This window comes from Rhizobium sp. CF122 (assembly GCF_000282035.1).
Classification (GTDB): domain Bacteria; phylum Pseudomonadota; class Alphaproteobacteria; order Rhizobiales; family Rhizobiaceae; genus Rhizobium.
Genome location: NZ_AKKA01000087.1, coordinates 125,717 through 149,595, shown reverse-complemented (window position 1 = coordinate 149,595; position 23,879 = coordinate 125,717). Strand labels below are relative to the sequence as shown.

The following is a 23,879-nucleotide window of genomic DNA, read 5'->3' as shown; positions in this document are numbered from 1 at the left end:
AAACTGTTATGCTTGAGGTAGCAGTACGGATGGACCAAAATACGGAACGTGCCATCACCCGGGTGGCGATGGTCATGACGACAGTCCGGCAGCGGATTGCCAGCCGCAATTTGACGCCAGGCGCGAAACTGCCATCGGTTCGGGCAATGGCCGCAGCAGCAGGCGTGTCCACCTCGACGGTCGTCGATGCCTATGAGCACCTGGTTGCCGAAGGTGTGATCCTGTCTCGACCGGGCTCCGGTTTTTACGTCGCAAACCAGGTCGCTCCATTTTCGCTTGCCGACGTTGGCCCGAAACTGGATCGCGCAGTCGATCCCTTCTGGGTATCCCGTCAGTCGCTTGAGGCTGAGGAAAGTGATTTAAAGCCAGGCTGCGGCTGGCTGCCGCCATCCTGGCTTCCGGAAGACGGCATTCGACGGGCGTTGCGAACACTTTCGCGCGCTGACAATTCCGCGCTTGCCGACTACGGCTCGCCGCTTGGATTACCGCCGCTGCGCCAGCACATCGCGCGGCGCATGGCGGAGCGAGGCGTGGAGGCCTCGCCGGACCAGATCATGCTGACGGAATCCGGCACGCAGGCGATCGATCTCCTCTGCCGCTTCCTCCTCGAACCCGACTCTGTCGTGCTGGTCGACGATCCCTGCTATTTCAATTTCCAAGCGCTGCTGCGAGCGCATCGTGCCAGGATTGTCAGTGTTCCCTATACACCGTCAGGCCCTGACATAGACCTGTTCACCCGGGTGGTTGCAGAGCACCGGCCGCGCCTCTACATCACCAACTCGGCCATCCACAATCCGACCGGTGCCACGCTTTCTCCTGTCGTCGCCCACCGGGTCTTGAAGATCGCCGACCAGTTCGACGTTACGATCGTCGAAGACGATATCTTTGCCGATTTCGAGCACACGCCGGCGCCGCGTCTTGCAGCCTTTGACGGCCTGGACAGGGTCATCCATATCGGAAGCTTTTCAAAAACCCTGTCGGCCGCCGCCCGCTGCGGCTTTATTGCCGCCAAGCGGGACTGGGTCGATGGGCTGATCGACCTCAAGATCGCGACCTCGTTCGGCGGGGGGCGGCTTTCGGCTGAGCTTGTCTACAAGGTGCTCAGCGATGGTGGCCACCGCAAACACATCGAGGCGCTGCGCAGCCGGCTTTCGAAGGCGATGTTCGAGGCTTCGGCCAGGCTAAAGAACCTTGGAATAAGGCCCTGGCTGGAACCTTCGGCCGGCATGTTCCTTTGGTGCCGATTGCCGGGAGACACTAGCGCCACCGATATCGCGCGCGCAGCACTGGAAAGGAAAATTGTGCTCGCGCCCGGGAATGCGTTCAGCCTTTCCCAGACCGCCACGAATTTCATGCGCTTCAATGTGTCCCAGATGCCGGATCCGCGGGTCTTCGATGTGCTGCGCGAGATCCTGAAGCACTAGATGGTTGGGATATTGGGGCGCTGTTCTCTTGGCCTCAGCGATCGAACATGTCCTGCCATTGCCGCTCGCCGATCATGCAGTCGGTTGCCGGTTGATCCGCAATTTTTCCAACCGTGGGCGAAGCGGGAAGCCCGCTGACCTCAAGGACCAGCTTTCGGCGCACCGCCACAGCGAAGTCCTCAATTTTATAGACCGGCAAGACAAATGATCCCGGGCCGCCGATTACGCAATCGGCATAATACTTGTCGAGCCCACCCGGTGCGCCAGAGGGGCGCAACATCAGCGTCAGCCCATTGATGATGATGCCGGCCTCCACCGCCTTGTCACGCGTTGGCGCGACCGGATTGCCGGAATTGTTTGTACCGTCACCCGAGACATCGATCACCTGACGAATGCCTGAATAGGGACTGGAGACGATCATTGCAGCGCCCTGGGCAATCGCGGTGGAGATTGACGTGCGGCGCTGGGTGATGATCGGTCGCTGTTCAAGCTTGCTGGCAAAGGCAATCGCATCCTGCTCCGTCTCAATCAGATGCCAGTCGATGACGGAATCCGGCACGACATAGCCGGCCCATTCAAAGTAGCTGATCGCAATGCGCCCCGTGAGCCCGCCGGTCACCGCCTCAATGAATTCCCTGTGCTTGAGCGCCTCGACATAGCCCTCGCGCTGAATGCGGACCTCTTCCTGATCCATGGACCGGGAGGTGTCGACAGCGAGGACCAATTTCACATCAACGTCGCTCGCCCCCAGTTGCGCAGCAACCGGGGTTGCACCAGAGAGGGTCAAGAGCATCGCAATCGTTGCCAACATCGGCGTTCCAGTCCCGCCTCATTCAAGGAGTGAAAAATGTAGCACAGCTTGGTAGGCAGGCGACGTCGCCTTGCACGCTACAGGTCAACTTTCAGTGATGGACATGGCGCGATATCGGCGCGGCGGAGTCAAGCCAATGCGACAGCCGCGAGCTGGACTTGATTTGAGTTGCGCGCAATCTCATCTGAATAGGACTGTTTCAATCTGTCGAACCGACAGCCTCTCGCCTCTGCAGCCGCTGCCGTTCAACACGACGCTTGCGCGTCGGAAGGGTCTTTTCATGGGATTCCTAGATCGTGACATCCAGTCGTCTCAAGACGCCAGCCTGCTGGATGCCTATTCTCATTCCGTCTCGAACGCGGTCGACCTCGTTGGACCCGCCGTCAGCCGCATTGAACGCGTCGGCGCTCGCGCCGGACATGGTTCCGGATTTGCGATTTCGCCGGATGGTCTTGTCGTTACGAACAACCACGTCGTCGACGATGCCAAGGCGGTTCGTATCAAAACGCCTGATGGCACGGTGATCCAAGGCAAGGTGCTGGGCCGCGACCCGGACAGCGACCTCGCGCTCATTCGTGCGAACGACTGGTCGGGCGCCTGGGCCAAGCTTGGAGACTCCAAGACCCTGAAGCGCGGGCATATCGCAATCGCGATCGGTAATCCTCTCGGCTTCGAGTGGACGGTGACGGCCGGCATCGTATCGGCACTCGGCCGATCGATGCGCGCCGCCAGCGGACGCCTGATGGATGATATCATCCAGACCGACGCTGCGCTCAATCCCGGCAATTCCGGTGGTCCGCTCGTCTCGTCGGCAGGTGAAGTCATCGGCGTCAACACGGCCGTGATCCAGGGGGCGCAAAGCATCGCTTTTTCCGTCGCATCCAACACAGCCAAACATGTTGTGTCAGAACTTTTGCGCTTCGGTCATGTCAGGCGCGCCTATATCGGCATTGCAGCCGATACAGTGGAACTGCATCGTCGTGTGGCCCTGGAAGCCGGGCTTGCTCAGACAACAGCCGTGCGCCTGCGCCGGGTGGAAGCCGAAAGCCCAGCAGCGCGAGCCGGACTTCGGGAAGGAGACTATCTGCTGGCGATCGACGGCCATCCCACTTCCGGCATTGATGACGTGGTCAGGCTTATGGACGGGGACAAGATCGATGTGGATGTCGAGGTCTTGATCTTTTCGGTTGCCGGTCGGATCGAACGCCACACGGTTCGCCCGACACATCGACCGAAATTGGCGTAGCCGACAACCCATGGCCTCCGCGGAGAGAGGTCTCTGACCGAGCCGCGGATCGTTTTCGCGAGACAAGTCGAGTTGGTGACACCACGGATATTGCCGATTTCCTGCGCTATGCAGACGGCGCAGTCCAAGACCGCGGTTACCGCTGAGATCGTCATCAATGCCAGATCGCGGGTCGAAACCGAACCGCGTTGCAATGACGAGCAAGCGTTGGCCGTGAGGACTATCACCTGTCAGCCTTAAGCTTCTGCTTTCCCGTATTGGCCGCCGTGCCGAAGGAGAGCACCGCTACCACGATCTCGGCAACCGCCAATGTCGCAATGACGGCAGGACGTTTGTCCTTGATTGCGGTGCCACCGATCGGGCAGACGAGGCGATCGAAAAGCTCTGGCCTTCCGACTTCGCGCGAGAGCCAATTCTTGAAGGTCGCACGCTTGGTCTTCGAGCCGATCATCCCGACATAGGCAGCATCCTCCCGATGCAGTGCTTCGGTGGCAATCAAAAAGTCGAGCGCGTGGTCGTGGGTGAGGATGACGAACGCGCTTCCTGCCGGTGCATTGCGCACGATCATCTCGGGCATTGCGGTCAGGCACGTTTCGATGCCCGAAGCGCGCGACGCGGCAAGCTCGTCTTCGCGGGTATCGACCAGCACGGTGCGCAACGGCGCCAGCGACAGGGCCGCGGCCAGTGCGTCACCGACATGACCCGCGCCAAAGACGTAGACATGCGGACGCCGGGCAATTTCGGCGTCTGCTCGCGCAATCAGGTCGTCGGCCAGTTCGCGCGTTACCGCGGTGAAGGAAAGCCCGACCCGACCGCCGCAGCATTGGCCGATATCCGGCCCAAGCGGAATGCTCATCGCTGAGGTCGGCTGGGACTGGCGCAGCGCCCGTCGCGCCTGGTCGATCGCCATATACTCCAGTTGCCCGCCGCCGATGGTCGAAAAGGAGCGGCTTTTGGAAACCAGCATCCAGGCGTCGGTATCGCGTGGCGTCGAGCCGACTGCTCCCGTCACTTCGACGAGGATGCAATCGCGCTCTTCGCGCAGAAAGTCCCGCAAATCGATGCGAGCGGCAGGCATACCGGTCAACCTTTCCTTTCAACAGCACGCATGCGTTCGATGGCCACCAGCATACGCTCCGGCGTGGCGGGCGCATCGACGCAGGGAGGAACATGATAGTCCGCAATGCTCGCCGCCGCCATCGAGATTGCCGAGCAATGCGCCCGAGACGGCTCGGCTTGCCGGATCAGCCAGCTGCGGATGTCCTTTGACGGTAAGGAAGACGAAGGTCAGGCCGACCAAGTGCCTGTTGCCAGGTCAAGCCGAGAGAGCTGCAACGACAGTGAAAGCGAAGAAAGCGTTGAGACCCATTCCGGCACCATGTCGATCGGCTAGTTCGCGACAAAGGCCATGATATGAGCGCTGATCGCGGCTGATTGCGCAGCCACCGCCAGGACAACTGAATCATTGTGGTGCGCAATCGAACCTGCTTTCGAGACACCTTGTCCGTGATCGATGGTCCCCCTCTGCCAAGGGGTCGGAGCCAAACCTGCATAATCTGTACCCAGTATCGATAGTGAGGGATTTGCGTCGCAGACGCGGTAAAGTCGACGCCATGCACGGTCAGCAGGATCGATCGGCAAGGCGCTGAGATTCGCGCGCATGCCTCGCGGCTGCGGCGCGCCTCGTCCGGCGAGCCGCAGCCTTGGCCTGCCGCAATGCAAGCCACTCGACTTAATCAGAATTAATCACTATGATTAGCGACGATTGAAAAAAGGAGCCGTCCGATGGAAACCAAGGTGCTGACCGCGCACGTGCCGCTGCCGCTTGCGGAGAAGGTTGATCAGCTGGCGACCCGGCTTGAACGCTCGCGCGGCTGGATTGTCAAGCAAGCGCTCGCTGCCTGGATCGACCAGGAGGAGGAGCGCCGGCGCCTGACGCTGGAGGCGCTGGCCGACGTGGACAGCGGCGAGGTCATCGATCATCAATCGGTCCAGGCCTGGGCCGATAGCCTCGACAGCGACAAGCCGCTATCGCTGCCCCGCTGATGGAGCTGAAGTGGACGAGCAAGGCGGTCTCAGACCTCGGACGCCTCTACGACTTTCTCGCTCCGGTCAATCGGCAAGCCGCGGCCCGGACCGTGCAGGCGCTGACAACCGCCGCAACACGCCTGCTCGAGCAGCCGCGTCTTGGCGAGCGGCTCGAGGAGTTCGAGCCTCGGGAGGTACGCCGTATTCTGGTTGGCCAATACGAGCTGCGCTATGAAATTCAACAGTCGACCCTCTACGTGTTGCGGCTGTGGCATACGCGTGAGGAACGCTAGGCGGATGCATGTCGTTATCGCAAGAACCTGCACACTTTTGCGCGATATGCTTTATGCATGGCCTGCACGTACCGGGATCACGTCTACGCGCGCTTTGCGCTCGCGGAGCGCTGTTTCAGGCGTTTCCAGATGACCCTGAGGAAAGTCGCTTTCACCGGGAACGAGAACGACGCGTGTTCCAAAAAGGGAAACGCTCGGGTGGGGTGCGGACCGTCGTATTGTGCTCACCTAGTTTGAAGAGCCGTTCGTCCCGAAGCCACGGCCGCCTCATACTCGGCAGGACAATAGTGCGGAACGCTATCGCCAGCAGTTATTTTCATGCCGCAGGCGAAAGACTTTTAAATTTACAGTGAAATTCACGAAGCGAGATCCGAGAGAAATTACGCATATTCCGCAGGTTATGTCCACGCTACCCGGAGGCGACACGGCCTTCACGCCGGAACGCGTCGGGGCTTTTCGACATCCATTTGCGAAAGGCGCGAAAGAAGGCGCTGGGCTCCGAATAGCCAAGCTGGGCGGCAATATCGCCTATCGTCTTCGACGTGTTGAGCAGCATATCGACCGCAAGATCACGGCGTAGGTCATCCTTGATGCCGGCATAGCTTTGCCCCTCGTCGCGCAGCCGGTGACGCAAGGTCGAGGGCGGCATGCGCATCTCTGCGGCGAGATCCGAGAAGCTCTTCCATGCGGCCGGAGGCACCTTGTCCAAGCGCCGCCTGACGCTGGAAGCGAGCCCCGCGTCATAACGATAACGCACCAGGATATTGGCCGGCGCTCCCCGTAGGAACTGCTTCAGCGCCTGCTCCGTGCGCGTGACCGGCAGATCCAGCATCGCGCTGTCGAAGCCAAGGCGGCTGATCGGCTGCGCGAATCTGACCGGTGCACCGAAAAAGAGCCGATAGTCGGCCTCTTGCTTTGGTTCGGCGCAGCGGAAATCGACAAGCCGGATCGGAATGCGCCTCCCAACCAGCCAGCAGGTTATCCCATGGATGAGGATCCAGTAGGTGCGGTAGGCAAAGGCTGAGCGTGGTCCGCCGGCATCGGCCAACTCGATCTGGGCAAGCCCATCCCTGACGACAAGTCTACCGCGCGGATCGTCCAACACGACGTCGAGGAAACGCAGAGCCCGGCGCAGCGCGTGGCCGAGTGTCGGCGCATGCAACACACAATGGCAAAGCAGGGTGAAGCTGCCGCTGCGCATCGGCCGCCCGCCCATCGCGAAAAACTCGTCATCGAGCTCTTTGGCAATGGCAAGCCAGAGGGCGCCATAAGTCTCGGCCGACACCGGTTGGTCGACGACGGGCGGCAGCCCTAGCGAAGAAAGCAGCGGCGCCGTCGGTCGTCCCATGCGACGTAAACTGTCCAGCGCCTCCTCGACGAATGCCGGCGCGATCATGCGCCTCTCGATGTCGGCCACCAGATCCTCCACCTATGGCAAAACTGTCCGAAACAATGCAGCACTTTAGTCATCGCTTGCAATATGACGACAGAATAGAATCGACATACTTGGGTCGTGCCGGGAGGACGGCGCGCCCAGCAGACGATCGCAAGGTGATGGGAGCAGACCGATGCTGATCCGTGGAGGAACCTTTATCGTCACCGGCGGCGGGTCAGGCCTCGGTGCAGCAACGGCGCGCATGCTGGTTGAAAATGGCGCACGCGTGATCATCGCCGACCTCAATAGTGCAGCCGGAGAGGCGATCGCCGCAGAACTCGGCGCGGATGCCCGCTACCTCAAGGCCGATGTAACAAGCGCAGAGGACGGAGCCGCGGTAGTGGCGAGCGCGCTGGAGTCTTTCGGCGGCCTGAGCGGGCTCGTGAACTGCGCCGGCGTGGCGCCGGGCGAGAAGATCATCGGCCGCGACGGCCCACATGGCCTCGACAGTTTCGTGCGAACAATCGGCATCAACCTCGTCGGCACCTTCAACATGATCCGCCTTGCGGCATCGGTCATCCAGCATCAGCAGGCGGATGCCGAGGGTGAGCGTGGCGTCATCATCAATACAGCCTCGATCGCTGCCTTCGACGGACAAGTCGGACAGGCGGCATACGCCGCGTCCAAGGGCGGCATCGCCTCGATGACGCTTCCGATCGCACGCGAGCTGGCGCGTCACGGCATTCGCGTCGTGTCGATCGCCCCTGGCATTTTCGAGACGCCGATGATGGCGGGTATGCCACACGAGGTGCAGGAAGCGCTCGGCAAGAGCGTGCCCTTCCCGCCGCGCCTCGGTAGGCCGGCAGAATTTGCCGCTCTCGTGCGCCATATATGTGAAAACAACATGCTGAACGGCGAGGTCATCCGCCTCGACGGCGCGCTTCGTTTGAGCGCGCGCTGAGTGTTCAGCACAGGAGGCTTAAACATGGTAATGCAGGACCCTGTCGTCATTGTCGGAACGGCGCGCACGCCGATCGGCGGCTTCCAAGGTGAGCTCAAGGAGGCAACGGCGCCCGACCTTGGAGCGGCTGCCATCCGCGCAGCGCTTCAGCGCGCGAAGGTGGCCCCGGAAGCCATCGACGAGGTCGTCTTCGGCTGCGTGCTGCCGGCTGGTCAGGGTCAAGCGCCCGCCCGGCAGGCAGCGATCGGTGCAGGTCTGCCCTTCTCCACCGGTGCAACGACCGTCAACAAGATGTGTGGTTCCGGCATGAAGGCAGTCATGTTGACCCATGACCTCCTGGCGGCTGGCAGCGCCACCGTCGGCGTCGCCGGCGGCATGGAAAGCATGACCAACGCGCCCTATCTTCTTGATCGTGCCCGTGGCGGTTACAGGCTCGGCCACGGCCGCGTCATCGATCATATGTTCCTCGACGGGCTGGAGGATGCTTATGACAAGGGACGTTTGATGGGCACCTTTGCGGAGGACTGTGCCGAAGCTTACCAGTTCACGCGCGAAGCACAGGATCGTTACGCAGTGACGTCGCTCACCCGCGCTCAAAAGGCCATCGATGCCGGCTACTTCAACGCCGAGATCACGCCGGTCACAATCACTGTGGGAAAGGCCGAACAGACGGTCAGCCGGGACGAACAGCCAGGCAAGGCGAAGATCGACAAGATCCCCCTCCTCAAACCAGCCTTTCGTGACGGCGGGACCGTGACGGCCGCCAATTCCAGCTCGATTTCCGACGGTGCCGCCGCTCTCGTGTTGATGCGTCGTTCCGAAGCCGAACGCCGGGGATTGCGACCCCTTGCGACGATCACCGGCCACACCACACATTCGCAGGCGCCCAGTCTTTTTGCCACCGCTCCGATCGGCGCCTTGCAGACACTCTCCGATCGCACAGGCTGGCCGCTTGATACCGTCGATCTCTTCGAGATCAACGAGGCATTTGCCGTCGTCGCCATGGCTGCGATGCGCGACCTCCAGCTGCCGGACGAAAAGGTCAATGTGCATGGCGGCGCGTGCGCGCTTGGCCACCCGATTGGCGCATCCGGCGCGCGCATTCTCGTCACACTACTTGCAGCGCTCGAGCGCTACGACCTGAAACGTGGCATGGCAGCACTATGTATCGGCGGCGGTGAGGCAACCGCTGTCGCCATAGAGCGTCATTAGGAAAGGCAGGGAGGAGACAAGCATGATCCTTTCCGAACTGCAGCAGCAAATCCGCGATCTCGCCAGAGATTTCGCCTGCGAGCGGCTTGCGCCCGGAGCGGCTGCCCGCGACCGCGAGCACAGGTTTCCGCGCGAGGAACTCGCAGAGATGGGTGAACTCGGCCTGCTCGGCATGCTGGTTCCGGAACAGTATGGTGGCTCCGACACCGGCACGCTTGCCTATGCAGCCGCACTGGAAGAGATCGCGGCCGGCGACGGACCATGCTCCACCATCATGAGCGTCCACAGCTCGGTCGCCTGCGTGCCGATCCTGAAGTTCGGTACCGAAGAGCAGAAGCAACGTTTCCTGCCGAAGCTTGCCAGCGGCGAATGGATCGGCGGCTTTGCGCTGACGGAATCGCAAGCGGGTTCGGACGCGTCCAATCTACGCAGTCGCGCAAGCCGCAATGGCGATCACTACGTTCTCGACGGCGCCAAGCAGTTCATCACCTCTGGCAAGAACGGCCAGATGATCATCGTCTTTGCGGTGACAGATCCGGACGCCGGCAAGAAGGGGATCACCGCCTTCATCGTGCCAACCGATACACCTGGCTACGAAGTGATCCGCGTCGAGGAAAAACTCGGGCTGCATTCGACCGACACCTGCCAGATCGCCTTCAACAGCATGCACATCCCCGCGGAGTTGCGATTGGGCGCGGAGGGCGAGGGATACCGGATAGCACTGGCGAACCTCGAAGGTGGGCGTATCGGCATTGGCGCTCAGGCCGTTGGCATGGCGCGTGCAGCTTTTGAGGCGGCGCGCGACTATGCGCGTGAACGCACGGCCTTCGGCAAGGCGATCATGGAGCATCAGGCCGTGGCCTTCCGGCTCGCCGACATGGCGACCCAGATCGAAGCAGCGCGTCAGCTCGTCTTTCACGCAGCCGCGTTGCGCGACAATGGTCTGCCGTGCCTTTCGGAGGCATCGATGGCCAAGCTTTTCGCATCCGAGATGGCAGAGCGGGTCTGTTCGGACGCGATCCAGATTCATGGGGGCTACGGCTACATGGCCGATTATCCCGTCGAGCGGATCTATCGGGATGTCCGCATCTGTCAGATTTATGAAGGAACGAGCGATGTTCAGAGAATGGTGATCGCGCGCAATCTATAAGAACAAGAACTGCGGCATCCCGTTTCTGAGGAGAGAAGCGGACATCGCAGCTGGGAGGGAAAAACGATATGACGGACACAGCTCAACTGAGCCTCCACGTTCCGGAACCTGCCGTCCGACCGGGCGGCCAACCCGATTTCTCCAACGTGAAGATTGCCAAGGCGGGCGTGGTGCCGCGCCCCGAAATCGACGTTGCGCCAGAGGAGATCCGCGACCTCGCCTATTCGATCATCCGTGTGCTCAACCGGGAGGGAGAGGCCGTCGGCCCATGGTCGGGAATGCTTTCCGACGAAGAGCTGTTGACCGGCCTGCGCAACATGATGAAGCTTCGCGCCTTCGATGCGCGGATGCTGATGGCACAGCGTCAGGGAAAAACGTCCTTCTACATGCAGCACCTTGGCGAGGAGGCCGTCAGCTGCGCCTTCCGCAAGGCGCTCCGGAAAGGCGACATGAACTTCCCGACCTATCGGCAAGCGGGCCTCCTGATTGCCGACGACTACCCAATGGTCGAGATGATGAACCAGATCTTCTCGAACGAAAGCGATCCGCTGCACGGCCGCCAGCTGCCGATCATGTATTCGTCGAAGGAGCACGGTTTCTTCACGATCTCCGGCAACCTCGCGACGCAATATGTGCAGGCAGTCGGATGGGCAATGGCGTCGGCCATCAAGAACGACAGGAAGATCGCGGCGGGTTGGATCGGAGATGGCTCCACTGCCGAATCCGACTTCCACTCCGCACTGGTCTTTGCCTCCACGTACAAGGCACCAGTGATCCTCAATATCGTCAACAATCAGTGGGCGATTTCCACTTTCCAGGGCATTGCGCGTGGTGGCTCCGGCACGTTTGCCGCACGTGGGCTTGGCTTCGGTATTCCGGCGCTGCGGGTCGACGGCAACGATTACCTCGCCGTCTACGCCGTCGCCTGCTGGGCGGCCGAGCGTGCCAGGCGAAATCTCGGCCCGACGCTGATTGAATATGTCACCTATCGCGTCGGCGCTCATTCGACGTCGGACGATCCAAGCGCCTATCGACCGAAGACCGAGTCCGAGGCTTGGCCGCTTGGCGACCCGGTACTGCGCCTGAAGAAGCATCTGATCGTCAGGGGTGTCTGGTCGGAAGAGCGCCACGTGCAGGCCGAGGCGGAAATCGTGGACGAGGTGATCGAAGCCCAGAAGCAGGCGGAGCATCATGGCACGCTGCATGCCGGCGGCAAGCCGTCCGTGCGCGACATCTTCGAAGGCGTCTACGCGGAAATGCCGCCGCACATTCGTCGCCAACGGCAGAAGGCAGGTTTCTGACATGGCCAGAATGACGATGATTGAAGCGGTGCGCAGCGCCATGGATGTGTCGATGGCACGCGACGACAACGTGGTGGTCTTCGGCGAGGATGTCGGATACTTCGGCGGCGTGTTTCGCTGTACCCAGGGACTGCAGGCGAAATACGGCAAGACACGCTGTTTCGACACGCCGATCAGTGAATCCGGCATTGTCGGTACTGCCATCGGCATGGCCGCCTACGGGCTCAAACCCTGTGTCGAGATCCAGTTCGCCGATTACATGTATCCGGCCTACGACCAGATCACGCAGGAGGCGGCGCGCATCCGCTATCGCTCGAACGGCGACTTCACTTGCCCGATCGTCCTTCGCATGCCGACCGGTGGCGGCATCTTCGGCGGCCAGACCCACAGCCAGAGTCCGGAAGCGCTCTTCACTCACGTCTGCGGCTTGAAGGTTATCGTGCCTTCCAATCCCTATGATGCAAAAGGCCTGCTTATTGCCGCTATAGAGGATCCGGATCCCGTGATGTTCCTGGAGCCGAAGCGGCTCTACAACGGCCCGTTCGACGGGCATCATGAACGACCCGTCACACCCTGGTCGAAGCACGACCTCGGTGAGGTACCGGAGGGGCACTATTCAATTCCGATCGGCAAGGCTGAGGTCCGGCGCTCGGGATCTGCCGTGACGGTAATCGCCTACGGCACCATGGTGCATGTCGCGCTTGCCGCTGCTGAAGACACGGGCATCGATGCCGAAGTGATCGACCTGCGCAGCCTGTTGCCGCTGGATCTCGATACGATCGTGCAATCCGTCAACAAAACCGGACGTTGCGTGGTCGTTCACGAAGCGACGCTGACCTCGGGGTTCGGCGCGGAGATCGTATCCCTCGTGCAGGAACATTGCTTTTACCGTCTGGAAGCCCCCGTAGTGCGCGTCGCCGGTTGGGATACGCCCTATCCGCACGCACAGGAATGGGACTACTTTCCCGGCCCCGGGCGCGTCGGGCGCGCACTTGCAGAAGTCATGGAGGCCTGACGCATGGGCGAATTTATTATCAAGATGCCCGATGTCGGCGAAGGCGTGGCCGAGGCCGAACTTGTCGAATGGCACGTCAAGGCGGGCGACCCGGTCAAGGAGGATATGGTCATCGCCGCCGTCATGACCGACAAGGCGACGGTCGAGATCCCATCGCCAGTCACCGGAACCGTTGTCTGGCTGGGCGCTGAAATCGGCGACAAGATCGCCGTCAAGGCGCCGCTTGTCCGGATTGAGACGAATGGTGGTGAGGCGACTGACCAAGTCGAAGCGCGCCCTGCCGAAGCACCGGCGGAAGCGCCCGACAGTCGGCCCCCTGCCATTGAGCCGGACACCACGCATGCGCCGAAGGCCACCAGTGCTCCACGATCCGAGGCTCCGGCAGAAAGGCCGCTGGCGTCACCATCTGTGCGGCTCTTTGCAAGGGAAAGCGGCGTCGATCTGCGTCAACTGAAGGGATCTGGTCCTGCCGGCCGCATTCTTCGCGAAGATGTCGAACAATTCATCGCGCGTGGCGAGCTGCCTTCCCTTCAGCCGGCCATGGCGAAAAAGACCTCGGCCGAAGAGATCAAGCTCACCGGTCTCAGGCGCCGCATCGCTGAAAAAATGTCGCTCTCGACCTCCCGCATTCCTCACATCACCTATGTCGAGGAAGTCGACATGACCGCGCTTGAGGAGTTGCGGGCTACCATGAATCGCGACCGCAAGCCCGAGCAACCCAAGCTCACGGTCCTGCCGTTCCTGATGCGGGCGATCGTAAAAGCGGTCGCCGAGCAACCGAACGTCAACGCGACCTTTGACGACGAGAAGGGCATCCTCACCCGTCACGGTGCCGTCCATATCGGCATTGCCGCGCAGACGCCTGCCGGGCTTGTCGTCCCGGTGGTCAAGAACGCCGAGGCGCGCGGCATCTGGGATTGCGCCACCGAGATGGGGCGCCTGGCGGAAGCTGCGCGCGCTGGTACCGCGACCCGCGACGAACTCAGCGGTTCGACCATCACCATCAGTTCGCTTGGTGCGATCGGCGGCATCGTCTCGACACCTGTCATCAACCATCCGGAAGTCGCGATCGTCGGTGTGAATAAGATTGCCGTGCGACCGGCCTGGGATGGGACCCAGTTCGTACCGCGCAAGATGATGAATCTGTCCTCGAGTTTCGATCATCGCATCATCGACGGATGGGATGCAGCCACCTTCGTCCAACGCGTCCGGGTTCTTCTCGAAACGCCCGCCCTCATCTTCATCGAAGGCTAGGATCCATGAAAGAGATCGTCTGCAAGCTTCTCGTCATCGGCGCCGGACCGGGGGGCTACGTCTGCGCAATCAGGGCCGGACAACTCGGCCTCGACACCGTCATCGTTGAAGCCGATAAGCCAGGCGGCACCTGCCTGAACGTCGGCTGCATTCCGTCAAAGGCCCTCATTCACGCAGCCGAGGAGTTTGGCGCCACAAAACAGATGCTCTCCGGAAACAACACGATGGGCATCCGTGTCGAGGGTGCATCGATCGACCTTGCAAAAACCATCAGCTGGAAGGACGGCATCGTTGGCCGGCTGAATGGAGGCGTCTCCGCCCTGCTGCAGAAGGCCAGGGTCAAGATCGTTCACGGCCGCGCGGCCTTCCGCGATGGCAAAACGGTGGAGGTCGAGACCGAGGTGGGCATACAGGTCATTCGTGCCGAGACAGTGGTGATCGCTACGGGTTCCGAACCTGTGGAACTCCCAGCCCTGCCCTTCCAGGGTCGAGTCATCTCGTCCACGGAGGCGCTTTCCCTGGCCCAATTGCCGAGGAGATTAGTTGTCGTGGGCGGAGGCTATATCGGCCTCGAACTCGGTACGGCATTCGCCAAGCTGGGCTCGGACGTAACTGTCGTTGAAGCCATGCAGCAGATCCTGCCACAATATGATGCCGATCTCGTGCGGCCGGTTGCACGACGGCTTGGCGAGCTTGGCGTTCGCGTCCTGACAGGTGCAAAAGCGAAGGGCCTGTCGGACGACGGCAATGCGCTGTCCGTCGAGACCTCGCAGGGCCAGCAACAGCTGCTTCCTGCCGACCGCATACTGATTACCGTTGGTCGCCGCCCGAAAATTGCAGGATCGGGGATCGAGGAGCTCGATCTCGATCGTACCGGGCCATACCTGCGCATCGACGATCGCTGCCGCACCTCGATGCGGGGCGTCTACGCGATCGGCGATATCACCGGCGAACCGATGCTGGCCCATCGCGCCATGGCGCAGGGGGAAATGGTCGCAGAGATCGTTGCCGGCAAGAAGCGCGCCTGGGACAAACGCTGCATCCCGGCAATCTGCTTTACCGATCCGGAAATCGTAACGGCGGGGCTTTCACCGGACGAGGCTCGTGCTCAAGGCTACGCGATCCGTGTCGGGCAATTCCCGTTCAGCGCAAATGGCCGCGCAATGACGATGCTGTCCGAGGAAGGCTTCGTGCGCGTCGTCGCGCGCGCCGATACCGGCCTTATTCTTGGCCTGCAGGCCGTCGGTGCCGGCGTGTCCGAACTCTCGGCTGGCTTTGCGCTGGCAATCGAGATGGGGACGCGGCTGGAAGACCTCGCCGGCACAATCCACGCGCATCCGACGCGCAGCGAGGCTGTCCAGGAAGCAGCGTTGAAGGCCTTGGGGCATGCGTTGCACATCTGAACGCCGTTTTGACGCAAGGTAGGCTCTTTCGCAGAACGATATCTGTTTGGACACGCCGCATTATCTGCTAGCTGGCGCACCAAATCACGACCGGAGCAATTGAGAATGGCCGCCGCATTCTACCGAGACTATATCGCTGACTTGAAAGTCAGGATCGACGATCTTCACGCCAACGCGCAGCGCTATCAAACCTACGAGTTGACGATGGAATTGCTGGCACAGAAGAACCTCGTCAGCTACACCGAGAAGAAGGCGAAGGGACAGACAGAAGGCCTGTCTTACCGTCGCGACTTCACGACCGGTCAAGCTGTCCATATGCAACAGCAAAACGCCCATGCCCTGTTTAGCGGATTTTTCAATCTAGGCCAGTTTCTGGCCTTTACCGGACAGGGACGTGAGCTGGACGCGAAGCAGTTTGCAGAGCTTTTGACCGACAACTGGCAGTATCCGACATGCGCCGTGCACTTCGTTTTCCGCCAGAAGGGACAGCCAAAGACTGCGTCGATGAAGATGCATTTTGTCGGACTGAACGGCGAGGCCGATGCAGCAGCCTACGAAGACACGGCTGAGCGGGCAAAGAGGCTGGTGCAACACCGCCCCTTCTCGTCAGATCTGTTCTGGGAATGGAAGTAAGCAACGGCCGCGACCGGCGATCGACAGGACCGATCGATTTTGGCCGTCAACCACGCATCACGGTTTGGCGTCCATCGAACCATGATCGTGGTGGGCGGTCGTGTCTTCGTGGTGGTGAACATGGGTTTCTTCGGGTTGGGCGCGTAGGTCCGCGATCTCAGCCGATTTCTTTGCCAGATACGATATCAGATCTGCGGTATCGGTCGCCGACATGCCCAGGTTCGGCATACGCACGCCTTTGAACTTTGCATCGAGGTCCGCCAGCGTTTGATCATTCTCGGCTCTGAGCCGCGCGGGATTCATGATCATTTGCTCCAGCCATTGCCGATTGCGCCTGACAGTAACGTCAAGAAGGTCCGGGCCGATGCGGTCGCCAACTCCAACCGTGTGACAGGGCGCACAGATCTTCTTAAACAGGATTTGTCCCGGTTCCCGCTCCAGCTTCAGGCCATGATAGTCGGTGGCCGGAGCCAATGCCATGGCCGGGGCGTAGTGGCCCTCGCGCCAGGCCGGATCCATGTCGCGGATCGCCAGTTCGACATTTTCGATGTCGGCAAACGGCGAGTTCCTGGCCCACTCTCCGGTGCTGTCGTTGCCGAGCACGATCTCGTTTCGATGGTCGGTTGCAACGTCGCTCTTGTTTCCAAGCTTCGCGTTGATGGCGCGAATCTCATCGGGCTTGCCGGTGATAAACGTCCACCCAGGCCCCTTGTAGAAGGCGTCGGCGAAAGCTTTCAATTTCTCGGGCGTGTCGTTTTCGGGATCGACCGTGATCGATATCACGAAAATCTTCTTGCCGATCTGATCTTGGATCCTATCAACGACCTGGGTTATGCGCGCGGTCGTCAGCGGACAAAGGTCGGTGCAGCTGGTGAAAATGAAGCTGATCAGGACGATCTTGCCCTTGATCAGGTCGTCATAGAAATGCACCGTCTCGCCGTTCTGGGTGAGAACCTCGGTGTTGGGAAAGTAGTCTTTGCCCCAACGTGAACTGGCGGCTGCAACATCTGCGCACAACGCGGACAGAACGGCAGCGACAGCCAGCAGAAACACAGACCCGCGCTTCATAAATGCCCTCCGGAACGGAATCAGTGATGTGATTGGGCTGCACAATTTGCGCAGCCCATCATGGCGTGGGGTTGGTATTCAGCTGCGCCTGAACCTGGGATTGGGTATTCGTCCATCCCTTCGGTGCGCCTTCCGGCAGAATTTCAGGCGTGGTGAAGAACACACCGTCCGGGGTCGGATTCGGTGTTGGCGTCACTGCGGCCTGCGGCGTTCCGGCAATACCGGTCAGCAACTGAATCCGCGCCAGCATCGCGAAATCCTCATGGACCGTATTGTGGCAATGGTTGACATAGGAGCCACCGAACTCGCCGAACTGGATCTGGAAGGTAACGCTGCCACTTTCTCCAAGCCGCCAGACGTCCTTTCTCTGCAGGTTCTCGGTCGGCGGCGGTGCCTGGCCGTTGCGCAGCATCGTTATGCCTTCCTCGAAGTGGAGATGAATGGGATGATCCCATCCGCCACCGCCATTCTTGTAGGTCCAGTGCTCGACTTCACCGGCCTTCGGGATAAGTAGGGAAATCCTGTTGGCGTTCATCGAATGCGAGGATTCGCCGTTGATACGAATGGTCCAAGGGAAGTTGACGGTTTCGCCGCAATCCGGCGTGCATCCGTTCGGCCCGCGCGAATCTCCGGTTCCCGACCTGCCGAATTCAACCATACGCGTGCGCACCGGGGTCACGATCGGGATCTGCTCCGTCAGTGCTGCCGGCACCTGGCTCTTGTCGGGATCGGTGGCGCGGTGAATGACGCCGGGGACATCGACACTTTCGACAGCGCCAACAATACGGAACTCCAGCATCGGCCCGACGACGGGATCTTCCGACGTGCCCTTAAGCGCTTTGGCGAGGCTGAGTTCCTCCTTGGGCCGCCGCCCGTCCTCATGGCGCAAATGATTGACCACCTTGATCCGGTCGCCGATCTTGAAGCCCGAGAAATCAACGATGAAGTCGTAGCGCTCTGCAATCCCCTGGACGGGAAGAGCCGTTATCACTATCGGGGTAACGACAAGGTTACCGTCATTGGCAATGAACTTGATAGGGACGGGATTGCCCTTCGCATCTGCCAGTCCGAGCTTCAGGAAACGCGACATGCAGGCATTCAAGGCGCGGAATCGATATTTGCGCGGCAGCACCTCGAAGAAGGGCGCGAACGCGAAATTGACGAGCGGAACGTCGCCGAGCATCCCGTCGGTGTCGAAGATGTCGAAGTAGAGCTGACCGCTGGCATCGCACGCGCAATCCGAGAAGATCAGATTGACGTCGAAATCCGTGTTTCCCCAGCCGAGCAGCCTGCCGCTGGGCAGCCGAAGGTTCACGCCATCCGACAACTCTTCATTGCCGCGGTCGGGACCGCTGTAGTAGTTGATGGCGCCAATGTTGCCCTTGTAGACATTTTCCGCCGTGAAGAAGAAACGGTGGTCGTGGGCCCACATCGATCCCTGCAACTCGCGGAAATCACCGGCGACGTTGACAAGGCCCGTGTTGTCGTCGGGGCCGGAGGCGCGCCGGTCACCTGCCTGGGTGTTGATCTTGTCGCGCCGCGCCAGCGCCGTGCTCCAGCGATAGTCGTAGAAGGTGCCCGGGAAGTGGTGCACGTTCGCAGCACCGTCGCTCTCCGCACCATTGTGGGCATTGTGGAAATGCAGCTGGGTTTCGTTGCGGCCGAAGCCGTTGTTTGCTGCCCGGTCAACGGGCAGGTCGTTGTATATCCGCGTGATGATCGGTTCACCGTAACGGCCCTTGATCAAGAATGGCGGCAACATGCACTCGCCGCCCCGTCCCGACGCATAGGTCCAGACACTATTGGGCTGCTGAAGTGGGAAACTGTCATGAAAATAGCCACCTCTGCCCGTTTGGGAAACCTGACCAAGACGCATGATGTATCCGACCTTCGGGAAGAATTCGTCCCATCGCTGATGGGCAAAGACCTCGCCAGGCGGACGTCCCTCAATCGGTCCTCGATGTGTCAGTGGGTTAATGAATTGCTGATTCGCGGGATCGGCGGAGAAATCCGTATGATAGGAAAGTCGCTTGGCCGGCCGCTCGCCAAGGCTCGTCGGGAAGGCCGCATGCCCCTCGGCTGTCCGCGCAATCGGCAACGGCTTCAAGTGGTTCAGCCGATGCAAAGGTTGGGTGAATTTCTGGATGCCGAACAGCGGCGTGCGTGGCGTCCCGGTCGGAACGGCAGCAAAGGCGCTGTTTGCAAACGGACTGAGGCCGTTCTTGCAGGCCAGATAGCCGCTCGCCGTAAAGATGCCCCATCGGAGTAATTCCCGACGGGTAACCTGCCCCTGATTCAGTGCCCTTACGATCTCTGCTCGATTTTCGCGAGCACGTTGTGCTTCTCTTTGACGGATTCGTGACGCATCGTGAGAGATATACATTCGACCAGCCCCCAATCAAATGTAACGATTTCCATCTATATATGATGGCGACGCCATAGTACGCCTTAACACTTCCAATCACAACGTTTATTGTAATAAGTCTGACAATATTCAGAAGTTCTTAAAATTAAATGCCGCAATTGTATTTTATAAATAGTAAGGCCGTTGAGATTTATCGCGGATTTTTGTATAGTTCACCTAAGCTTATTTAAGACGCGATCAATCAACCCGATTCGATACTGCATATTTTTTCGACACATCAGGGGCGATTACGGCGATGCCGAACTTCAGGTACCGGGCGATCGATCTCTCGGGGCAGATGCTCGAGGGTGTTTTGCAGGCAAACTCCAGCGCGCTGATGGCCGCGGAGCTCGAGCGCCGGTCCTTGCTTCCAGTCGACATCGAAGAGGTGAAGCGAACCGGCGCTGGACTGAGCCTGTCATTCCAATCCACCCCATCCTACGACGATGTGACGGCGTTCACCGAGGATCTCGCCGCCCTGCTTTCGGCAAGCGTCGCCCTGGATCGGGCCTTACAGATCATCCATCAATCCACAAAGCGGCATGCCCTCAGCAGCATGACGCGTTCGCTTTGGGAAGTCGTTTCGAAGGGACACAGCTTCGCCGAAGCGATCGCGGCCTATCCGGCAGCGTTTCCGCAAACCTACATCAAGATGGTCGAGGTCGCAGAAGTCGCTGGCAATCTTGACGTCACGCTGCAAGTGATTGCGCAGGAGCGCCGCCGCGGACGGGAACTGAGGCAGCGTCTGACGTCAGCACTCGCCTATCCCGCATTTCTGGTACTTGCAGCGGCAGGCGTCATGTTTTTCGTCCTCACGGTTGTCATTCCCGAATTCGACAAGGCACTCGTTGGCATGGGCCAGGCAGCAAACGGACCGACATCCGTCGTCTTTGCCCTGTCGCGTGCGACCGCAGCCAATAGCACCTTGATTTCCGCCATGGGCGCGGCGGCGCTCTGCAGTATCCTCTTCATCAGCCGCAGCAAGATAGCAAAGACGATCATCGTTTCGCTCATCGGGCATCTCCCCGGCTTCGACACGCTGCTGATGCAAGAGCGCGCCGTCGTCTTCTGTTCGACATTCGCCATGCTGAACAAGAGCGGCGTCGACCTTCCGACATCCCTTCGCCTTATCCGTGGCCTGATGCGCGATGGGCACTCGGCGGAGCTCGTCGCTGACGTTCTCGCCAGGGTCAGAGACGGAAGCCAACTCACGGACGCGCTTTCACGCGTCGCTTTCCTTCCTCCCTACGGGCTGCAGATGCTGCGCGTCGGCGAAACCACAGGAGATACCGGCAAAGCCGCATTAAGGGTCGCAACATATTACGAAACGCGACTCGATCGCTCGATCGCGCGTGCCACGGCGATCATCGGCCCGCTGGTTCTATTGACTGTCAGCGCGCTCATCGCCTGGATCATCGTCTCGGTTATCACGGCGTTGCTCAGCCTGAACGAACTACTGTTGTGATCGCCATGCAAAAGCTATTGCCACGCCCCTTGCCGACCAACCGCAAATCCTCCCGCCGCAAGGACAGAGGCGACGGTGGTTTCACGCTTTTGGAGCTGCTGGTCGTGCTGGTGATCCTCAGCCTGGTTGCCAGCATTGCCGCTCCGCGTGTGCTTGGGTACCTCTCTGAGGCGCGTGTCCGGGCAGCACGGCTGCAGATCGAGGCGCTGACCTCAGCATTCGATCTTTTCTATCTCGACACGTCGCGCTACCCGACGGAACGCGAGGGCCTCACGGCCTTGGTTAGCGGCACAGCGATCAAGCGCTGGAAGGGTCCCTACATTCAACAGGCCTCGGTGCCGTTGGATCCATGGGGCCACGAATATCAATATCGCATTGGTGACAAGGGGCGACCCCAGATCATTTCCTTTGGTGCCGATGGCGTTGAAGGGGGGGCCGACAATGCCGCAGACATCGCGATCCAGTAGTCATTCTTCGAGCGATGGCGGTTTTGCCCTGCTGGAACTCCTGGCGGCACTTGCAATCGTTGCCTTCGTCGGGGCGATCGCTCTGCCTTACATGATCAACACCGGACAAACGATGGGGCTGAAGGTTCAGGCTGCGCAGATTGCAGCTCTCCTGCGCCAAGACCGGAATATCGCGATTGCCGAAGGCCGGACCGTAGTCTCGACGATCGACGCTCGTCGCGGCACGGTTCTGTCGGGTTCTTCCGCAAGAAGGGTCATTTTGCGCGAGGGGTCTGCGATCCGGGTAGAGCGCGCGTTGCACTCCGGCGTGGTGGCCTTTCAGGGCAACGGCCTCTCATCCGGTGGGACATTTGATATCCAGGGACCGCGTGCGACCTTTCGGATATCGGTGAACCCACTGACCTCGGGCATCATGCTATCAACGATCGAATGAGGCCCCGCATGCGTGCGAATCCCACTCACGGTGCTCCAAGGATACGCGATCGGCGCGATCAGGGTTTTACGCTGCTTGAGGTTCTGGTGGCGGTGGCGATCCTTGCCGCCCTGCTCTACGTCGTTCCAAGAAGCCTGGTCTCGGCACGCACCTTTATCGTCCAGTCCCATGCCTGGCTGGAAGCGCGGCTGGTTGCCGAAGAAGTCCTGGCCGAAGAGCTACACAGCGGGGCCATCCGCCCCGGTACCTTTGGCGGCGTAAGCCATGGGCGCAGATGGCGCGCCATTGTCACACCATCTGCAATCGCTGAAGGGCGTGGGCCAGAGGGACAGATACTGCTCGAGGCAAGGCTTTCCGTCGACGTATCGCCTTCCCGCAGGCTGGCTGTCGATCGGCTGCTGATCGGGGTGGCAGAATGAGGAAGAAGCGCGAGAGAGGAGACGGTGGCTTTGCTATGCTGGAGGCGCTGGTTGTCCTCCTGCTTAGTGCGCTCGTATTCCAGGCGCTCCTGCTGTCGGCCTATCTTGTGACCCGATCTTCTGCCGCCGCTAGCCGGGACGCGGCAAGCGTCGAGCGGCTGGCGACCGGGCTCACCGCCCTGCGACGCGACTTGTCGCAGGTCGCGGCAATCAAGACGAGCGAGAGAGCCGGCGCACCCTTGCTGTTTTACGGCAGCGAACAGGCCGTGGGGCTCGCGACCGGCTCGGCGTCGGATCAACTGGTGTGGATCTCGGTCAGGTCGGGCGACCTCGTTCGGTCGGCAATTGCGCGGCTTCCCTCGGCAACCAACTTTGAAAAAGTACGTGTCGCGACCCCGACAGCAGTGCTGCAGGGCGGGTGGGACTATCGCTTCTCCTTTGCCCAGAACACTGAAAAGGGTGTCGTATGGAAAAGCTCCTGGGCCGATCGCCCACGGCTTCCCGATATCATTCGCCTACAGATATGGAACAGATCCGATCGCAGGCGCCAACCTTTGACGCTCGTGGTTTCGCCACATGTCGATCCGCCGCGGCTATGCCCGGATGGAGCGACCTGCGAGGGAGGCCCCGATGCGACGTGACAGCGGATATGTCACGCTGGCGACCCTCGTCGTATGCGGCTTGCTGGCGGGAATTGTTTCGACACTGGTGTTGTCAGCGCAGCCGACCCTGGTCCTTACCCGATTGGGGGTTGACGATCTCGTGACGGAGAACCTGCTCGACAGTGGCGCCACAGCGTCCGCCTATCTCCTTTTTGCCGAAGGCAAGGATGCTTCGGTGGTCGATGGTCGCATCATCACTCTGCCGACAGGCAGCGTAACACTACACGTTGCGGCCGAGGCAGGCCGGTTCGATCTCAACGCCTCGCCGCCCGAACTGCTCAAGGGCCTCTTCAAAGCAGTGGATGGCCAGTCCCTTTCACCGGACGCATTTGCGGCGCGGATCGTTGACTGGCGCGACGGAAATGACGAGCGGACGCCTGAAGGCGCCGAGCGCTCCGACTATCGCGGGGCTGGAGCAAGCGGCCTGCCAATGAACGCCAAATTCCAGTCGGTCGGCGAGTTGCGTTTCTTGAAGGGACTGAGCGAGAATGACTACATGAAACTCGAGTCGTTCCTCACGGTGCACAACCGGGGCGGCATGCTTTGTCCGAAAGCCGCATCCCGGAAGGCTCTGCTAGCAATCCCTGACATGAGCGAGGCGGACGCATCGGCCCTTGCCGAACTGCGTGGCGCCGAAGACAACGACGAGCAGCGAGCCCTTTTGAAGAAATACGAAAGCTTCCTGACGCAGGAGACGCCCACGGTTTATCGCATCACGCTTGTCGCACGCAGCAAAAGCGGCCGCACCGGAACTGCCGAGATGATTGCGGGCGATGCCAAAGACAGCCCAAAAGGCTATGTCGTCCACTCGTGGAACCTCGCCGCACCGGCGGCTCATTGATGGCGGGGAGTATC

At 60.6% G+C, this 23,879-nt stretch carries 24 protein-coding genes and 1 pseudogene; 19 read left to right on the top strand and 6 right to left on the bottom strand.

The features are described 5' to 3' along the window. Window positions 1-8: 8 nt before the first annotated feature. The gene (locus PMI09_RS23000; RefSeq protein WP_037083841.1) at window positions 9-1,424 is read left to right on the top strand and encodes an aminotransferase-like domain-containing protein; all 1,416 of its coding nucleotides are present in this window, start codon (window positions 9-11) and stop codon (window positions 1,422-1,424) included. A 34-nt stretch (window positions 1,425-1,458) separates the two neighbouring features. On the opposite strand, the gene PMI09_RS22995 is transcribed toward PMI09_RS23000, so the two are convergent. After that, window positions 1,459-2,235, bottom strand: coding sequence for a DUF1194 domain-containing protein (locus PMI09_RS22995; RefSeq protein WP_007800074.1), 777 nt, complete (start codon window positions 2,233-2,235; stop codon window positions 1,459-1,461). A 280-nt stretch (window positions 2,236-2,515) separates the two neighbouring features. On the opposite strand from PMI09_RS22995, the gene PMI09_RS22990 reads away from it, so the two are divergent. After that, on the top strand, window positions 2,516-3,481 hold the full coding sequence (locus PMI09_RS22990; protein WP_037083839.1) for a S1C family serine protease: 966 nt from the start codon (window positions 2,516-2,518) through the stop codon (window positions 3,479-3,481). Window positions 3,482-3,704: 223 nt separating this feature from the next. On the opposite strand, the gene xdhC is transcribed toward PMI09_RS22990, so the two are convergent. Next, window positions 3,705-4,559, bottom strand: a complete 855-nt coding sequence (gene xdhC, locus PMI09_RS22985; protein ID WP_007800071.1) for a xanthine dehydrogenase accessory protein XdhC — start codon at window positions 4,557-4,559, stop codon at window positions 3,705-3,707. Window positions 4,560-4,664: 105 nt separating this feature from the next. Here xdhC and PMI09_RS31605 point away from each other — a divergent pair, with 105 nt between their 5' ends. Beyond that, window positions 4,665-4,874: a hypothetical protein gene (locus PMI09_RS31605; protein ID WP_037083837.1), complete on the top strand. Its 210-nt coding sequence runs from the start codon at window positions 4,665-4,667 to the stop codon at window positions 4,872-4,874. Between the two features lies 1 nt (window position 4,875). Here the strand turns inward: PMI09_RS31605 and PMI09_RS31460 are convergent. Beyond that, window positions 4,876-5,035 (bottom strand): annotated as a pseudogene (locus PMI09_RS31460) (IS110 family transposase); the annotation flags it as partial. A 231-nt stretch (window positions 5,036-5,266) separates the two neighbouring features. Between PMI09_RS31460 and PMI09_RS22970 the strand changes: the two are divergent. After that, window positions 5,267-5,527 carry a CopG family ribbon-helix-helix protein gene (locus PMI09_RS22970; protein ID WP_007800070.1) on the top strand — a complete coding sequence of 87 codons (261 nt, stop codon included), beginning with the start codon at window positions 5,267-5,269 and terminating at the stop codon, window positions 5,525-5,527. Next, complete coding sequence (locus tag PMI09_RS22965; RefSeq protein WP_007800069.1) at window positions 5,527-5,802, top strand: type II toxin-antitoxin system RelE/ParE family toxin; 276 nt, start codon at window positions 5,527-5,529, stop codon at window positions 5,800-5,802. The genes PMI09_RS22970 and PMI09_RS22965 overlap by 1 nt, the downstream gene beginning before the upstream one ends. 409 nt (window positions 5,803-6,211) lie before the next feature. Here PMI09_RS22965 and PMI09_RS22960 read toward each other — a convergent pair whose 3' ends face one another. Further along, the gene (locus PMI09_RS22960) at window positions 6,212-7,219 is read right to left on the bottom strand and encodes an AraC family transcriptional regulator (RefSeq protein WP_007800068.1); all 1,008 of its coding nucleotides are present in this window, start codon (window positions 7,217-7,219) and stop codon (window positions 6,212-6,214) included. A gap of 151 nt (window positions 7,220-7,370) precedes the next feature. Here PMI09_RS22960 and PMI09_RS22955 point away from each other — a divergent pair, with 151 nt between their 5' ends. The 8 genes from PMI09_RS22955 (at window position 7,371) to PMI09_RS22920 (ending at window position 16,106) form a co-directional block, all read left to right on the top strand. Then, window positions 7,371-8,138 carry a 3-hydroxyacyl-CoA dehydrogenase gene (locus PMI09_RS22955; protein ID WP_007800067.1) on the top strand — a complete coding sequence of 256 codons (768 nt, stop codon included), beginning with the start codon at window positions 7,371-7,373 and terminating at the stop codon, window positions 8,136-8,138. Window positions 8,139-8,162: 24 nt separating this feature from the next. Further along, a complete protein-coding gene (locus PMI09_RS22950; protein ID WP_007800064.1) occupies window positions 8,163-9,350 on the top strand; it encodes an acetyl-CoA C-acyltransferase in 1,188 nt (395 codons plus the stop codon). Between the two features lie 22 nt (window positions 9,351-9,372). Next, window positions 9,373-10,500 carry an acyl-CoA dehydrogenase family protein gene (locus PMI09_RS22945; protein ID WP_007800062.1) on the top strand — a complete coding sequence of 376 codons (1,128 nt, stop codon included), beginning with the start codon at window positions 9,373-9,375 and terminating at the stop codon, window positions 10,498-10,500. Window positions 10,501-10,568: 68 nt separating this feature from the next. Then, complete coding sequence (locus PMI09_RS22940; RefSeq protein ID WP_007800060.1) at window positions 10,569-11,801, top strand: 3-methyl-2-oxobutanoate dehydrogenase (2-methylpropanoyl-transferring) subunit alpha; 1,233 nt, start codon at window positions 10,569-10,571, stop codon at window positions 11,799-11,801. Between the two features lies 1 nt (window position 11,802). Next, window positions 11,803-12,816 (top strand): alpha-ketoacid dehydrogenase subunit beta, encoded by a 1,014-nt coding sequence (locus PMI09_RS22935; RefSeq protein WP_007800058.1) that lies wholly within the window; start codon window positions 11,803-11,805, stop codon window positions 12,814-12,816. Between the two features lie 3 nt (window positions 12,817-12,819). Continuing rightward, the gene (locus PMI09_RS22930) at window positions 12,820-14,070 is read left to right on the top strand and encodes a dihydrolipoamide acetyltransferase family protein (RefSeq protein ID WP_007800057.1); all 1,251 of its coding nucleotides are present in this window, start codon (window positions 12,820-12,822) and stop codon (window positions 14,068-14,070) included. Between the two features lie 5 nt (window positions 14,071-14,075). Further along, on the top strand, window positions 14,076-15,473 hold the full coding sequence (gene lpdA / locus PMI09_RS22925; protein ID WP_007800055.1) for a dihydrolipoyl dehydrogenase: 1,398 nt from the start codon (window positions 14,076-14,078) through the stop codon (window positions 15,471-15,473). Window positions 15,474-15,578: 105 nt separating this feature from the next. Beyond that, window positions 15,579-16,106: a hypothetical protein gene (locus PMI09_RS22920; RefSeq protein WP_007800053.1), complete on the top strand. Its 528-nt coding sequence runs from the start codon at window positions 15,579-15,581 to the stop codon at window positions 16,104-16,106. 57 nt (window positions 16,107-16,163) lie between these two features. On the opposite strand, the gene PMI09_RS22915 is transcribed toward PMI09_RS22920, so the two are convergent. Both PMI09_RS22915 and PMI09_RS22910 read right to left on the bottom strand, forming a co-directional pair. Further along, window positions 16,164-17,174, bottom strand: a complete 1,011-nt coding sequence (locus tag PMI09_RS22915) for an SCO family protein (RefSeq protein ID WP_007800051.1) — start codon at window positions 17,172-17,174, stop codon at window positions 16,164-16,166. Window positions 17,175-17,232: 58 nt separating this feature from the next. After that, window positions 17,233-19,557, bottom strand: a complete 2,325-nt coding sequence (locus PMI09_RS22910; protein WP_007800049.1) for a multicopper oxidase family protein — start codon at window positions 19,555-19,557, stop codon at window positions 17,233-17,235. 277 nt (window positions 19,558-19,834) lie between these two features. Here PMI09_RS22910 and PMI09_RS22905 point away from each other — a divergent pair, with 277 nt between their 5' ends. Genes PMI09_RS22905 through PMI09_RS22880 form a run of 6 tightly spaced genes read left to right on the top strand, consistent with a single transcriptional unit; the run spans window position 19,835 to window position 23,865 of the window. Beyond that, entirely contained in the window at window positions 19,835-21,043 is a 1,209-nt protein-coding gene (locus tag PMI09_RS22905) for a type II secretion system F family protein (RefSeq protein WP_007800047.1), read from the top strand. A 5-nt stretch (window positions 21,044-21,048) separates the two neighbouring features. Further along, a complete protein-coding gene (gene gspG, locus PMI09_RS22900; protein ID WP_007800045.1) occupies window positions 21,049-21,510 on the top strand; it encodes a type II secretion system major pseudopilin GspG in 462 nt (153 codons plus the stop codon). Further along, entirely contained in the window at window positions 21,485-21,943 is a 459-nt protein-coding gene (locus tag PMI09_RS22895; RefSeq protein ID WP_007800043.1) for a prepilin-type N-terminal cleavage/methylation domain-containing protein, read from the top strand. The genes gspG and PMI09_RS22895 overlap by 26 nt, the downstream gene beginning before the upstream one ends. Window positions 21,944-21,951: 8 nt before the next feature. After that, on the top strand, window positions 21,952-22,362 hold the full coding sequence (locus tag PMI09_RS22890; RefSeq protein WP_007800041.1) for a type IV pilus modification PilV family protein: 411 nt from the start codon (window positions 21,952-21,954) through the stop codon (window positions 22,360-22,362). After that, window positions 22,359-23,003, top strand: a complete 645-nt coding sequence (locus tag PMI09_RS22885) for a hypothetical protein (protein WP_007800039.1) — start codon at window positions 22,359-22,361, stop codon at window positions 23,001-23,003. Before PMI09_RS22890 ends, PMI09_RS22885 begins: the two co-directional genes overlap by 4 nt. Then, complete coding sequence (locus tag PMI09_RS22880) at window positions 22,993-23,865, top strand: general secretion pathway protein GspK (protein WP_007800036.1); 873 nt, start codon at window positions 22,993-22,995, stop codon at window positions 23,863-23,865. The genes PMI09_RS22885 and PMI09_RS22880 overlap by 11 nt, the downstream gene beginning before the upstream one ends. The last annotated feature ends 14 nt before the right edge of the window (window positions 23,866-23,879 follow it).

Coding starts and splice junctions, on each gene's coding strand:
- PMI09_RS23000 (WP_037083841.1), top strand. CDS start 9: ATGCTTGAGGTAGCAGTACGGATGGACCAAAATACGGAACGTGCCATC.
- PMI09_RS22995 (WP_007800074.1), bottom strand. CDS start 2,235: ATGTTGGCAACGATTGCGATGCTCTTGACCCTCTCTGGTGCAACCCCG.
- PMI09_RS22990 (WP_037083839.1), top strand. CDS start 2,516: ATGGGATTCCTAGATCGTGACATCCAGTCGTCTCAAGACGCCAGCCTG.
- xdhC (WP_007800071.1), bottom strand. CDS start 4,559: ATGCCTGCCGCTCGCATCGATTTGCGGGACTTTCTGCGCGAAGAGCGC.
- PMI09_RS31605 (WP_037083837.1), top strand. CDS start 4,665: ATGCTCGCCGCCGCCATCGAGATTGCCGAGCAATGCGCCCGAGACGGC.
- PMI09_RS22970 (WP_007800070.1), top strand. CDS start 5,267: ATGGAAACCAAGGTGCTGACCGCGCACGTGCCGCTGCCGCTTGCGGAG.
- PMI09_RS22965 (WP_007800069.1), top strand. CDS start 5,527: ATGGAGCTGAAGTGGACGAGCAAGGCGGTCTCAGACCTCGGACGCCTC.
- PMI09_RS22955 (WP_007800067.1), top strand. CDS start 7,371: ATGCTGATCCGTGGAGGAACCTTTATCGTCACCGGCGGCGGGTCAGGC.
- PMI09_RS22950 (WP_007800064.1), top strand. CDS start 8,163: ATGGTAATGCAGGACCCTGTCGTCATTGTCGGAACGGCGCGCACGCCG.
- PMI09_RS22945 (WP_007800062.1), top strand. CDS start 9,373: ATGATCCTTTCCGAACTGCAGCAGCAAATCCGCGATCTCGCCAGAGAT.
- PMI09_RS22940 (WP_007800060.1), top strand. CDS start 10,569: ATGACGGACACAGCTCAACTGAGCCTCCACGTTCCGGAACCTGCCGTC.
- PMI09_RS22935 (WP_007800058.1), top strand. CDS start 11,803: ATGGCCAGAATGACGATGATTGAAGCGGTGCGCAGCGCCATGGATGTG.
- PMI09_RS22930 (WP_007800057.1), top strand. CDS start 12,820: ATGGGCGAATTTATTATCAAGATGCCCGATGTCGGCGAAGGCGTGGCC.
- lpdA (WP_007800055.1), top strand. CDS start 14,076: ATGAAAGAGATCGTCTGCAAGCTTCTCGTCATCGGCGCCGGACCGGGG.
- PMI09_RS22920 (WP_007800053.1), top strand. CDS start 15,579: ATGGCCGCCGCATTCTACCGAGACTATATCGCTGACTTGAAAGTCAGG.
- PMI09_RS22915 (WP_007800051.1), bottom strand. CDS start 17,174: ATGAAGCGCGGGTCTGTGTTTCTGCTGGCTGTCGCTGCCGTTCTGTCC.
- PMI09_RS22910 (WP_007800049.1), bottom strand. CDS start 19,557: ATGTATATCTCTCACGATGCGTCACGAATCCGTCAAAGAGAAGCACAA.
- PMI09_RS22905 (WP_007800047.1), top strand. CDS start 19,835: ATGCCGAACTTCAGGTACCGGGCGATCGATCTCTCGGGGCAGATGCTC.
- gspG (WP_007800045.1), top strand. CDS start 21,049: ATGCAAAAGCTATTGCCACGCCCCTTGCCGACCAACCGCAAATCCTCC.
- PMI09_RS22895 (WP_007800043.1), top strand. CDS start 21,485: ATGCCGCAGACATCGCGATCCAGTAGTCATTCTTCGAGCGATGGCGGT.
- PMI09_RS22890 (WP_007800041.1), top strand. CDS start 21,952: ATGCGTGCGAATCCCACTCACGGTGCTCCAAGGATACGCGATCGGCGC.
- PMI09_RS22885 (WP_007800039.1), top strand. CDS start 22,359: ATGAGGAAGAAGCGCGAGAGAGGAGACGGTGGCTTTGCTATGCTGGAG.
- PMI09_RS22880 (WP_007800036.1), top strand. CDS start 22,993: ATGCGACGTGACAGCGGATATGTCACGCTGGCGACCCTCGTCGTATGC.